This is a genomic window from Coleofasciculus sp. (assembly GCF_046539235.1).
Lineage (GTDB): Bacteria > Cyanobacteriota > Cyanobacteriia > Cyanobacteriales > Coleofasciculaceae > Coleofasciculus.
This window is the reverse complement of sequence record NZ_JBKHHI010000166.1, coordinates 1-13201: the sequence shown is the minus strand read 5'-3', so window position 1 is coordinate 13201 and position 13201 is coordinate 1. Positions and strand designations below refer to the sequence as shown.

Here is a 13201-nt window from a genome sequence, read left to right as displayed (position 1 = left end):
AATTAAATGGACACAACTGGACTCGAACCAGTGACCCCCACGATGTCAACGTGGTGCTCTAACCAACTGAGCTATGCGTCCAAACCAAACAGTATCTTACTGTAGCACGAATCTTTGAAAAGTGGCAAGCAAGTCAGATCAAGCCAAAATAGTTTTTCTCTCCCCGCCCCCCTGCACCTAGAGCCCCTCCGCCACCTTTTTGCGAGCTAATAGTCCTAACTGTCGCTGGTTTTGCTAAAATACCTAGGTTGTTCAGCCTAAACCAGCATCTTTGAATCAATCAGTAGAAATCTCCGGTGTAGATACCTTAGCGCAAGAACTTGCGACAATCCAGCAAACAGGTTCTAAGCGGATTGCCCTGTTAGGATCGCGTCATGTACCCATTACCCATCAACATCTGATCGAGATGATGAGTTATGCCTTGGTTCTAGGTGGCAATCGTCTGATGACCTCTGGCGCAATAGGTACGAACTCAGCCGCGATTCGCGGTGCGATGCGTGCTGACCCGAATTTGCTGACGGTCATTTTGCCCCAAAGCTTAGAACGTCAGCCACGGGAGTCGCGAGTTCAACTCCAACAAGTGATGCACTTAGTCGAAAACCCAGAAAATGATCATCTGTCTCTGGCAGAAGCTAGTGCGTTGTGTAACTCCGAAATCATTTCCCGATGTCAACAGCTTGTTTGCTTCGCCTTTCATGACAGCAAAACCTTGCTGAGAACCTGTGAGGAGGCTGAGGAACAGCGCAAGGTGGTGACCATTTTCTATTTTGATTAACCGAAAAGCACGTCCTGTACCCGATGCGATTTATCGCATCTAATTCATCGCCCTAAATCATGTAAAGCATGAATAGCAGCTTGACACCTCTGAGTCACGGCGGCTAAATCAGGTCGTTTCGTCGAAGCTGGGGGGTCAATGGGTTGACCAATTCGCACGGTTACGGGTACAGGACGCGGTATCCGTGATCCTTTGGGAAAAATGGCATGAGTTCCCCATAAACTCACGGGCAGTAGAGGGGCATTTACTTTAGCCGCAATTAAGGCAGCACCTAGTTTGGGTTCAGGAATACGACCATCTGGGGTGCGCGTTCCCTGTAAAAAGACACCCACAGCCCACCCCTGTGATAAACACTCAATCGCCGCACGAATGGCACTCCGGTCTGCTGCACCCCGCTTCACTGGGTAAGCGCCGTATAACTGAATAGCTTGTTTGAGTCCCGGAACACGAAATAGTTCCTCTTTTGCCATAAATGCCACCGGACGCCGCACACAATTGGACAAAATCGGTGGGTCAAAGTCACTGGCGTGGTTACTAACTACGACAAGTGGACCATCCATCGGTACATGTTCAGCACCATGAATGTGACCTCGTAGGTAAACCTTAAGCACTGGGCTGACTACCGACCATTTGAAGGTGTGGTAGAGGATTAGGCTAGCAAAGGGTTCGCGGTTTCTAGTCACAGAACATCCTAAGTAGATGGGAAAAATTCAATTTAACGGTGGATATCGTCATTGGTCATTAGTCATTGGTCATTCGTTATAGTTTACTGTGCCTGTGTTAACTTGGGAATTGGGGTGGGTGAGCATCCAATGTCGGCTGCTTAATTTTCATCGCTTCGGCTTGGTCAATCGGAACTAATCGCCCTCCCCGATTTTGTACCAAATCGAGATTACGGTAAACTCCTCAGGTTAACGATAGATTAACACGTTGAGTCGCCCGTCAGTAAATCATTGTATTTCCGATGTTATCGGGCTAATCTGAGCAAGTTTGAATAAGCCGTTTAACCCGACAAATCAGATAAGCTGCTTACATTTTCTAAGACGGCATCCCGACACATCCGTTTAATTAAGCCTGTGAGAACTTTCCCCGGACCAATTTCTACCACTTTCTCAATCCCTTCCTCTGACAGGTGTAAGGAAATTTCTCGCCAGCGTACAGTTCCCGTCATTTGATGTTGGAGGCGTTCCTTGAGAACAGCCGCTTCTGTGGCAGGTGTGGGTTCTGCATTGGATAACACGGGAATCTTCGCGTCACTAAAGGGAACAGAGTCTAACACCCCTTGAAACTCCGTCGCGGCTGATGCCATGAACGGTGAGTGAAACGCCCCAGATACATTTAACCGCACCACTCGCTTGGCTTTAACCTGACTCAATACTGCTTCTACTGCATCGGGGGTTCCAGAAATCACGACTTGCGTTGGACTATTATCATTAGCTAATACCACATCATCATGCTGCTGAATGTATTGGTCAAGCTGGTCTTGATTAAATCCAATTAAAGCTGCCATCATGCCACCTGAGGCACTATCCATTAGTTCAGCACGACGTTTGACCAGATTTAACCCCGCCTCAAAGTCAAAGACACCCGCCACGTAGAGTGCTACATATTCGCCCAAACTGTGACCCGCGACGAGGTGCGGTTGATGTCCTCGTTCCTGGATAATATCGGCTAGGATGCTTTCGATGACATAGAGACAGGGTTGAGTATAGAGAGTGCGAGACAGTTTCTCGTCAGAACTTTGGCACAGTTCTAGCACGTCCCAGCCTAAGATTTCCTGGGCTTGGGCAAATTTGGCTTGAGCCAGGGGTAAATCGGCTAAGTCGGTTCCCATCCCGACAGCTTGAGAACCCTGTCCCGGAAACACCCATGCAGTTTTAGTCATTTGTTATTCCTTACATGTTGGTCAGTGGCAAAGGTGCGTTACGCTACGCTCTCCCCACGATGGCGGCGTGACACAGCTAAAATTGTGGAATAGATTTTACCATTGAATCGGGCGCAAGTCTTTGCGCCCCTACGGTTTCGCGGCTAATGGTTAATTCATCAAATAAGCAAGTATCAAATCTAATGTAGAGACTAACCCAAAACTTGTCAAACTCTTTATCAGTGATTGATTTGCCTTTCTGACTTAAACAATCCCGCCAACTGTCTAAGCAATCAGCAAACGCAGAATCCTGAGATTTAATAGTTTTTAGTACAGTTTCTAATTCACCTTTACCATCTACATTGGTGAAATAGCAGGATAACTTGATCACCTCTCCAGTAGCCGTACTAATTTCTATGAATTTTCCTATTTGTGATAAATTTGTACTATTCGTGAAAGCTTGATTAATACATTCGTTCACCCATTGAATTCGCTCATCTACAGAAAAATTATCGATATCTCTGACAATACCAACCTTTTGTATATCTCTTTTCTGAATATCGGCTACTAAAGCTTTGAGAGCATTAATGAGTTTTGATTGACTCAATCCTTCCAGACATTCATAGTCATTGATGCAAATAGGAGGCTCAAGGAGAGTGGCAACCGTCCTTTCTGCTCTTTCCGGACTAAGTAGAGTGTCGGTTCTCCAATAGAAAAACTTTCTACTTTTTCAATCGAAGGATCTAATATTTTAAAGGCTTTGAGGACTTCCTCATCTTTATCATTTAAACGGGCTTTGTCATACTCTTCAGTTAAATCTTTATTTGACAGTCTTCCAAAAGATGGAATGATAGGCAGATTATTATAATCGGGTATATCATGGAGCAAAATTCCATCTGAAGTTGCTATAACAGGATACTTAGATGTCTCTTGATTATCTTGGATGACTCGAACTTGCAAAACTGACGACATGGGTTCATTTTTAGATATCAGAGTCAGCGGGTATACGTTAGAACATTCCCCCTATTGCCTTTTCACCTAATTTTATTGTCCTAACCTCAATACGTAGTGCTATAAACTTATATCGAATGGTACGCTCCTCCTATTCTGGTGGGCAATGCCCACCCTACTGGCTACGGTAGACTTTTGAACTGAGGGCGCACAACGAATCCGCTTCATCCTATTGAGGATCAACGCGAAGTTTTCCGGCTGTCAACGCATCTAAGGGCGCTTGAAATAAATACCCTTGAGCATAGTCACAATCCAGCAGCCGCAGTTGAGTCAATTGCTCTTTTGTTTCTACGCCTTCGGCAATAACCTTCATTCCCAGGCTATCTGCCAACATGATAATTGTGCGGACAATTTGCAGGGGTAATCCTTTGGTGCGATTGATCATGCCTGCTTCACAATGCCCTTGATCATCGATGCCAATATTACTAATCAAAGACTGATCAATCTTAATCGTATCAATGGGAAATCGATGCAAATAACTTAACGACGAATAACCTGTACCAAAATCATCAATACATAACCCAATTTGGCGATCGCGTAATTCTTTGAGCCGTTCTTCCGCTATCTCTGGGTCTGCCAGTAAACAGCTTTCAGTAATTTCCAACTTCAAATGACTCGGATGCAGATGGGTTTCGTGCAGAATTTTGTCCAGGTGTTCTAAGAGTTCCGGTTGTAAAAACTGCTTGCTGGAAAGATTGACATAAATCGTCAACTGCTCAGCCAATTCTTCACTAAGTTCACTGTCCTGAACCGTATCCTGCCAAAGTTCTAACTGACGACAGGCTTGGCGCAACATCCACCACCCCATGGGAATAATTAATCCCGTCTCCTCTGCCATGGGGATAAACTCACCGGGATACACTAATCCTCGGCTGGGATGGTGCCAACGCAATAGTGCCTCAAACCCAGCAATCTGATGCGTCGAGAGGGAGACTATCGGCTGATAGTAAATCTCAAATTCCTGGTTTTCCACCGCCCGTCGCAACTCGGTTTCCAACTGCAAGACGCTGAGGGCATTTTGATGCATGGTGAGGTCAAATACCTCATAGCGGGAGCGCCCTAATGCTTTTGCCCGGTAGAGGGCGGTATCGGCATCCCGCAACAAGTCTTCGGGACGATCATAGTTAGTGATATCCCCCTGCTTGATCTCCCGACTTAAAACGATTCCGACACTCGCCCCGGTAAAGACTTCATGTCCATCTAAATTAAATGGGGCGGCTAATTCTTGCTGAATTCGTTCCGCCACGCGGGTTGCATGGTGAATATCTTCGATATCTTCCAGCAGAATGGTAAACTCATCTCCACCCAATCGCGCCACTGTATCCTCTGTCCGCAAACAGGATTCTAAACGACGGGCAATGCCAATCAGCAGTTGATCCCCAAGAAGATGCCCTAAACTATCATTGACCACTTTAAACCGATCTAAATCTAAAAAGAGTAAGGCAAATCGATAGGTGTGATGGCGTTTGGCTCGCTCTACGGTATGACTTAAGCGATCCATAAATAACGCCCGATTGGGCAATCCGGTCAATGTATCGTAAAACGCCCGGGTTTGCAGTTGGTCTTTTGCCAATTTATGTTCGGTGATATCTTCGACTGTGCCTTCGTAATACAGCAATTCACCTGTTGTCATATCCCGAACAGCACGGGCATTTTCGGCAATCCAAATCACGCTGCCATCTTTGCGATAGACTTGGGACTCAAAATCAGCTACCGCATCATTTTCTTGCAACAGCCGACTAAACTCCGCCCGTCGCTGGGGATCAACATAAAGCTGATGTTCGATATCGGTCAGTCGCACCATCAATTCCTCGGCAGAGGAATAGCCGTATAAACGAGCAAGGGCAGGATTGGCGCTAATATAATGCCCATCAGCCGTGGATTGGAAAATTCCTTCCAAGGCATTCTCAAAAATACTGCGATATTTGGCTTCTGCCTGTTGCAACGCCTGTTCTGCCTGTTTACGTTCCGTAATATCCCGTGCTACCCAAACCACGGAGTCTTCCCAGGTGGGGGAAATCGTCGCCGCAAACCAAACTTCGCGATCGCGCACTGTTAAGCTATACTCAATATTCAAACGCGAAGATGTGGTGATTGCCTCCTGGATATAGGTCAAGAACTGATCGGCTTGAGTTGTACCAAAGAGTTGAGGCAGGGTTTTGCCCACAAATTCTTTGGCATTTTTCGGCAACAACACGGGGTCAGGATTCGTCGGGGCAATTTTCAGAAAACATCCCTGACTATCCAAGACAAAGATAGAATCCGTCATCGCCGCAAATAATGCCCGCAACTCCGCCTCAGAGGAACGCAACGCCACTTCCGCCTGTTTGCGCTCAATTGCTACCCCTAATTGAGCCGCTACGGTAGAAATCAAGTTTACCAAACGCCAATCCGTTTGCCGCGATTCAAACCGGAAAAACGTTAATACTGCCAAAACCTGGTCATGAGCGATAATTGGCACCGCCAAGCCCGCTTTCAAACCACAAGCCTTTGCCAGAGAGGAGCGCACGAAGGAGGAATGAGGCGCACGGGACACATCGGGAATCCATTCTGGGCGACGGGATGCCCAAACTCGTCCGGGTAGTCCACAGCCTAAAGCAAAGGTAAAGGCGGGACTGTAATGGCAAAAGTCTTGCCGGGTGGACGCCTCAGACGCTAAGAAAGGGGGATAGGGAGACGCTGCGCCTTTATCGGTGTGAGTAGACGTTCCACCTTGCTGCTTACCTTCTGCCTTCCCAGGCTGTTCCTCTCCTCTGCGCCAAATTGTGGAACATGCTAAAACCTTACCATCGGCACGTTTGACCCAAGCTTCGCCCAAATCCCAATGGGTGGCTTTCCCCACTTTGCTCAAGGTGACATATAAGGCTGACTGAAAATCTGGGGCTTCACCAATCGCCTGGGTCATGGTTTGCAAGAGTTCTAGGGCGTTTGTTGCCCATTTGCGTTCGGTGATATCGGTAATAAAGCCCTCTAAAGCCTGTAATTCTCCATGACGAGAAAAAATGCCGCATCCTTGTTCCCAAACCCACTTCTGAATCCCGGTGGCGGTAGTAATTCGATATTCGAGTTGATAGGGTCGTTTTTCGGTAACGGCGGCTTGCACATCCTGCTTCACCCGTTCTCGGTCTTCTGGATGAATCACGTCACTGAACACTAATGCCCGATTTTCTACCAAATCAGAGGGATTGTAGTGCAGTAGATTAAAACAGCCCTCACTGACAAACTCCATCGTCCATTGACTATCCGCCCGACACCGATATGCCATCCCGGGCAGATTGCCCATCAGTGTGGCTAGGGTGCGCTGACTTTCTTGCCAAGCCCCTTCAGCTTGCTTGTAATTGCTGATATCAAAGGCGCTTAAGAGGATGGCTGGTTTTCCTTGAAACTCAATGATCCGGGTACTCATATCCAGCCAGCGACTATCACCGGTTTTGGTCAGGATTTGCACCTCATAGCGGCGTTTTGCCCCCCTCTGCGCTTTTTCAATCAGGGATTGTTTCGGCATGAAGGCGTGGCTACTCGGATGCAGTAAGTCCCATAAATCCATGGTTAATAACTCAGATTGGCTGTATCCTGTAATTTCGCAGACTATGGAATTAACATAGACTAACTGATTGCCTTTGTAGATTAAGACAGCGGCAGGAATGGTTTCGGCTAAGGTACAAAATTTGACCTCCTGTTCACACAAGGCATTAGCAATTAACGGGCGGCTTGTTGGTTGGGGTGATGTGGCTGTTTCCTGATGGGATGGGGGTAAGGATTGCAGGGATTCTTGGTGATGCGAGTCGTCCGTAATCGGCTGGAAAATGGCAAGAAAGGCTGATTCCCGCTTAAAGGTTAACCGTTGCAGAGAAACTAGGCTCCAAATCGGCTTGCCATCGTGACTCGGCATTTTGACTGCGTAATCCCGCAAATAGCCTTGGCTAACTAAAACCTGTAATATTATCTGTCGTTGGGCGGGATCATGATAGAAGGATAGAGTTTGGCGATCGCAAACGGGTTGATCAATTCTGCCATTTGTCTGTTGGCTCGGATCAAAGGTCGAGCCGTAATGATCATTAGCATACAGAATAACACCATCGGTTAAGCGGGCAATAACCAAGGGTAGGGGAATGGATTGCACTAGCGTTTGCCACAATAGGGTGTCACTGTCTCCTCTCCGGCTCGATTGTGGATGCGTCGGGATACTGAGAAGTTCCAGTACGGTTGTCTTTAGTTCGGGTTGTGTATCTTTTTCCCGTAAATGGCTGTAGCTTACTTCTAAATGTTTCACGGCGGCATAACACTCCAATGTATTGTGCGGGGAAATTCCCTCATCCTCAATCCGGGTTAATTCCCCCCGTTCGGGTCGGGACAAGACAGATGGCGTCAAGGGGTAGAAGTTTTAAACGCAACTCCTGTTTAGGCATCGCCTAACGTTATTTACCTCGCCCAAGACAATAATCGGGTTGATGATAGATAGCACCGTGAAAAATAGATCGAATCAACCTAAGCCTGCTGTATGCGATCGCATCGCTTACTGCATCAGCTTATGTCAGCAACCTCCCATCTAGCACTACTGGCACAGATATCCAGGATTTAGACAGAGGTTTACATTTAGACTTGCCTAGATGAGAACGCCAATACCTCACCACCCACATCGCCAGCTTAGATAAGGGCCTATTGGGTTATGGTGAGGTAACTAATAAGATTACACTAAGGTTAAGAAGAGGAAACTGTTCGCTAGGCTACACTATAATCCTTAACTTTTCTTTTTCCGTAATAATTTGCAGATCAGATGTCCAAGGATTCAATTGTCATCCCGCCCAAGTTTACGCCGTACCTGTTTTTGCTCCCTGCCCTGGTTATCTTGGGATTAACCGTATTTTTGCCTGCTTGTCAAGCCTTTTACCTAAGTTTTACGCAATACGACTATGATTTGACCCAAACGCCGGAATGGGTGGGTTTGACGAATCTGCAACGCTTGGTGAAAGACCCAGTATTTTGGCAAACCGTGGGGAACACAGTGTTATATCTGATTGGCGTTGTGCCAATTTTAGTGGTACTACCGTTAGGGCTAGCCATTTTGGTGAATCAGAAACTGCGCGGGATAAGCTGGTTTCGGGCGGCGTATTACACTCCCGTGGTGGTTTCGATGGTGGTGGCGGGAATTGCGTGGCGGTGGCTTTATGCGGAAAATGGTTTATTTAATCAAATCCTCACTTGGATTGGGTTTAAACAGGGAATTCCCTGGCTGACGAGTCCTGATTTGGCGATTTTTAGTGTTATGGCAGTAACGGTGTGGAAGGGGTTAGGCTACTACATGGTGGTTTATCTGGCAGGTTTGCAATCGATTCCTGACCAACTCTATGAAGCGGCGGCGTTGGATGGTGCGGATGGGTTTGGGAAACATTGGGATATTACGGTTCCCTTAATGGGTCCCTATTTGGCTTTGGTTGCGGTCATTTCGGCTATTTCGGCGACGAAGGTTTTTGAAGAAGTTTATATCATGACCCAAGGGGGACCCCGTAATAGTTCCAAAACGGTGGTGTATTATTTGTATGAGCAAGCGTTTGCGGATTTGGAAATCGGTTATGCTTGCACGATTGGATTAGTGTTATTTTTAGTAATTCTGGGATTATCCCTGCTTAATCTTAAGGTATCACAAGGGCGCGATCGCATTAGTTAAGCACGCTCCTTAAGCCTAGAACTAAAGTTCTGGCTAAAAGCTGAAACCCGTTAAAACGGGTTCAAAGATTTACCCAGTAAGCTTTAGCTTATACCAAGTTGGCGACATTCGGCTTATATTCCCTGGGATCAAGGGAACTCAACTTGAGGTACAATAGTCTCCTTCCCAACATCATCTACCATCGACGGATATGGCAAGCCAGGGGTTAGGGCATAGACCATGGGGGTTCAGCCTGATTTTAGCAGGATGGGGCGCGATCGCTCCTGTCGCTGCACCTGCATTGGCGCAGATTCAACCGGATACCACTTTAGGTGCTGAATCGTCTATTGTCACGCCGAATGTGGATATCCAAGGTTTGCCCGCGGATTTGATTGAAGGGGGGGCAATTCGCGACTCGAATCTGTTCCACAGTTTCTTAGAATTTAATGTGGGAGAGGGGGGGCGCGTCTATTTTGCTAATCCAGCCGGGATTGAAACAATTTTCAGTCGGGTGACGGGGAGTGATATATCGCACATCTTAGGCACCTTGGGGGTAAATGGACAAGCCTCGTTATATTTACTCAATCCTAATGGGATTATCTTTGGTGAAGGGGCGCGTCTGGATGTAGCGGGTTCCTTTGTGGGAACTACGGCAGATTCAGTGCTATTTGAGAATGGCTTAACGTTTAGCGCCACGAACCCGGAAGCCCCGCCCTTACTGACAATTAATCTAACCCCAGGCTTGCAATACGGCAACAATGCGACAAATGCGTCTATTACCAATCGGGGGAACTTAGTTGTCGGGCAAGATTTAACCTTAGCCGCCCAGAATCTCTCTTTACAAGGTCAACTGCAAGCTGAACGAGATGTAAGTTTGTATGCCACAAATACGGTACAAATTCAGGATACAATCAGCAATCCGTTTAGGGCGGTGGCTTTTAATCAGTTAAAGGTGGAAGGGGCAAACCGTATCGAGATTTCGGCGTTAAATCATCCGGATAGTGGACTGTTTTCCGGTGCAGATTTAGTCTTGCGTTCAGCTAATCCGATTAAAGGTAATGCTCATTATACAACTGGGGGCAGTTTTCGCATAGAAGATTTAGAGGGGAACTTAGGACAATTAATCAGTCCAGAAGACCCGGTTATTCGCGCCAGTGGGGATGTAATTTTAGGCGGCTACGTGGGCGCTTCTCTACATATTTTAGCGGGAGGGAGTGTCACGATTTCAGGGGACGTTATTATTCAGTCGGCTGACCCGGTTAATGGTATCGTGGAAACGATTACTCTATCTGATGGCACAACTATATTAGTTGATGGTAAAACCCAACCCACGTTAGATATCCGGGCGGGGACAACAGCCTTTGGTAATCCTGAAATTAGCAACAATCCTTTACCACCACCTATCCCACCCAATGTTTTAATTCCACCACTTCCTAATGTAATTGCGACTCCAACAAGTGCCAATATTACAATTGGTGGCATATTTAACCCCGGAGGAATGGTTTTTTTAAGCAATCAGTATCAGCCTAATCCTTCGTTACCCGGTGGTGTCATCAGTGTCAATGAACTAACCAGTGTTCCTGGAGTTAGTGGCGCAATTACTACGGCGAGTTTATCCGGGAATGGGGGTTCAGTTGTAATCGACTCTAGAAGCGGTATAGACATCACGGGGGAGATAAACACATCCTCTATACCCATGTCCTCAGAGTTACCGCCAGGTAATGGTGGCGATATTACCTTAATTGGGGAAGGAGATATCATCACCTCAGATATCTTCTCTATCGGGGCATTAGGTGGAACAATTAAGCTAGCCAGTCAAGGTGCGATCGCGTGGGATAATCATCTCATCTTAAGTGCTAGTCTGTTGCCCTTTTCCCCTATACCTGTTCAAGGGGGAGATATTACGATTGAAGCGGATACAGTTTCCTTAAACAATGCCGCACGAGTCATTGTCGGTACTTTGGGCGCAGCTAAAGCTGGAGATTTAACCATAACCGCCTCGGATACGATTCAACTTAGGGGAACCCAAGCCGATAGTCGATTACTGAACACATTAATTACCGTAATTCCCCCTCTGGAAGACTTTGTGGCAACCTTACCGCCAGAGGTTCAAACTACAATTATCAATGCGCCCGGTTCACCCCTAAATAGTCCAGCCAGTTCCTTATTAACGTTCACGATAGGAACAGGTGGAACGGGAGATGTGACGATAAAATCGGGACGATTGACGATTCAAGATGGTTCAGAACTATCCGCCTATAGTTTGGGTCAAGGACAAGGGGGAAATGTAACGATACAAGCCACTGATGCGGTGGACTTAATTGGCACAACACCTTTCAATATTCCGGGTGGCTTATATACTCAATCCTACAGCATTGGTAATGCTGGAACTATCGATGTTAATACCGGACGTTTAACCATCCGAGACGGTTCAGGAATATCAACCACAACCTTTAGCCAGAGTCAGGGTGGAGATTTAATTGTGAATGCGTCCGATTCCGTCGAATTGAGTGGTACAACTCCGGATGAACAGTATCCTTCTTTGTTAGGGGCGGGAACTCGTAGTGCGGGTGATGCGGGAAACTTAACGTTAACGACGCGACGTTTAATTGTGCAAGATGGTGCAGGAATAGGTACTACATCGTTTAGCTTAGGAAATGCCGGAAATTTAACCATTAATGCGGCTGAATCGGTGGATGTGATAGGCGTATCTGCTATCCGGGGTATTCCTAGTGGCATATCGACAGATACGATAGAATTTGGTCGGGGAGGACGCTTAACCATTAATACTCAGCGCTTGAGTGTTCGAGATGGCGCTGTTCTATCTGCGTCCACATTTGGGGTGGGTGAAGCCGGGAGTTTATCAGTTAACGCTTCCGAGTCTATCGAACTGAATGGTACATCAGCCGGGAGGATTTCGAGTGGCTTATATTCTCAAGGGTTCGGTGCTGGTGATGGCAATAATATAGAGGTGAAAACACCACAACTGGTGGTAAAAAATGGGGCAAGGATAACCGTTTCTACGGGTACAACTCAGGAGGACTTAGCCCGGTTTAGTAGTGGCACCTATGGCTTTGGTGCGGGATTGAATATCACGTTTCCGGATGCGGCGACAGGGAATGCAGGTAAGATGCGAATTGAGGCGGATACGATTACCTTAGATAATCAGGGCGCGTTGATTGCCAAAACGGTTTCCGGTGAGGGCGGGAATATCAATCTTCAGGTAGAGGATTTAATCGAAATGCGCCGCAATAGTCTGATTTCGGCAGAAGCATTTGGTGGTCAAGGTAATGGGGGGAATATTGACATTGATACAGAATTTGTTGTCGCTATTGAAGATGAAAATAGTGATATCGTCGCCGATGCTTTTGGTGGCAATGGCGGCAATATTAATATCACCGCGCAAAATATTTTTGGGTTAGAATTTCGTCCCCAACGAACACCAAAAAGCGATATTACAGCTAGTTCACAATTTGGCTTAGAGGGGGATGTAGTCCTGAATACGCCCAATATTGACCCCAGTCGCGGATTAACCCAATTACCCACTCAGCCTATAGATGTGCGCGGATTGGTGGCTCAAGTTTGTCGGGCTGATGTAGTGGAAAATCGCAGTCTGTTTGTGGTGACGGGACGCGGGGGTTTACCGCCAAAACCTAATGAGTTATTGCGGGGGGAAGCCGTGTTAGTGGATTGGATTCCTTTAGAATCAGATGCAGATGAATCAGTTCAGGTGAACCAAACAATAATCCCAGCGCAAAATGTCTCGGATGGTCAAATTGTGGAAGCGAATGGCTGGGTCATTGATGCTGAGGGAAATATTACTTTAACCTCATCTATCCCCAATGCTACGCCTAAAACGTTATGGGTTAATCCCAGTTTTTGTAACTAAGTGTGGCTAAGGAGT

The 13201-nt window shown here is 46.8% G+C and carries 8 protein-coding genes and 1 tRNA gene; 3 read left to right on the top strand and 6 right to left on the bottom strand.

Translation table 11 applies throughout. The features are described 5' to 3' along the window. Positions 1-7 precede the first annotated feature (7 nt). Positions 8-81 (bottom strand) — tRNA-Val (locus tag ACLFWI_RS15885). A gap of 190 nt (positions 82-271) precedes the next feature. Between ACLFWI_RS15885 and ACLFWI_RS15880 the strand changes: the two genes are divergently transcribed. Next, positions 272-775, top strand: coding sequence for a DNA recombination-mediator protein A (locus ACLFWI_RS15880; protein ID WP_446410749.1), 504 nt, complete (start codon positions 272-274; stop codon positions 773-775). A 44-nt stretch (positions 776-819) separates the two neighbouring features. On the opposite strand, the gene ACLFWI_RS15875 is transcribed toward ACLFWI_RS15880, so the two are convergent. The 5 genes from ACLFWI_RS15875 to ACLFWI_RS15855 all read right to left on the bottom strand — a co-directional run bounded on the left by ACLFWI_RS15875 (position 820) and on the right by ACLFWI_RS15855 (position 8022). Beyond that, the gene (locus tag ACLFWI_RS15875) at positions 820-1458 is read right to left on the bottom strand and encodes a lysophospholipid acyltransferase family protein (RefSeq protein ID WP_446413724.1); all 639 of its coding nucleotides are present in this window, start codon (positions 1456-1458) and stop codon (positions 820-822) included. Positions 1459-1778: 320 nt separating this feature from the next. Further along, complete coding sequence (gene fabD / locus ACLFWI_RS15870) at positions 1779-2660, bottom strand: ACP S-malonyltransferase (protein WP_446413723.1); 882 nt, start codon at positions 2658-2660, stop codon at positions 1779-1781. A 76-nt stretch (positions 2661-2736) separates the two neighbouring features. Then, complete coding sequence (locus ACLFWI_RS15865) at positions 2737-3246, bottom strand: DUF3226 domain-containing protein (RefSeq protein ID WP_446409801.1); 510 nt, start codon at positions 3244-3246, stop codon at positions 2737-2739. Next, positions 3243-3611 (bottom strand): hypothetical protein, encoded by a 369-nt coding sequence (locus ACLFWI_RS15860; RefSeq protein ID WP_446413722.1) that lies wholly within the window; start codon positions 3609-3611, stop codon positions 3243-3245. The genes ACLFWI_RS15865 and ACLFWI_RS15860 overlap by 4 nt, the downstream gene beginning before the upstream one ends. Positions 3612-3819: 208 nt before the next feature. Next, a complete protein-coding gene (locus ACLFWI_RS15855) occupies positions 3820-8022 on the bottom strand; it encodes an EAL domain-containing protein (protein ID WP_446413721.1) in 4203 nt (1400 codons plus the stop codon). A 405-nt stretch (positions 8023-8427) separates the two neighbouring features. Between ACLFWI_RS15855 and ACLFWI_RS15850 the strand changes: the two genes are divergently transcribed. Together ACLFWI_RS15850 and ACLFWI_RS15845 are read left to right on the top strand one after the other, a co-directional pair. Then, complete coding sequence (locus ACLFWI_RS15850) at positions 8428-9318, top strand: carbohydrate ABC transporter permease (protein ID WP_446413720.1); 891 nt, start codon at positions 8428-8430, stop codon at positions 9316-9318. Positions 9319-9508: 190 nt separating this feature from the next. Continuing rightward, positions 9509-13186: a two-partner secretion domain-containing protein gene (locus ACLFWI_RS15845; protein ID WP_446413719.1), complete on the top strand. Its 3678-nt coding sequence runs from the start codon at positions 9509-9511 to the stop codon at positions 13184-13186. The last annotated feature ends 15 nt before the right edge of the window (positions 13187-13201 follow it).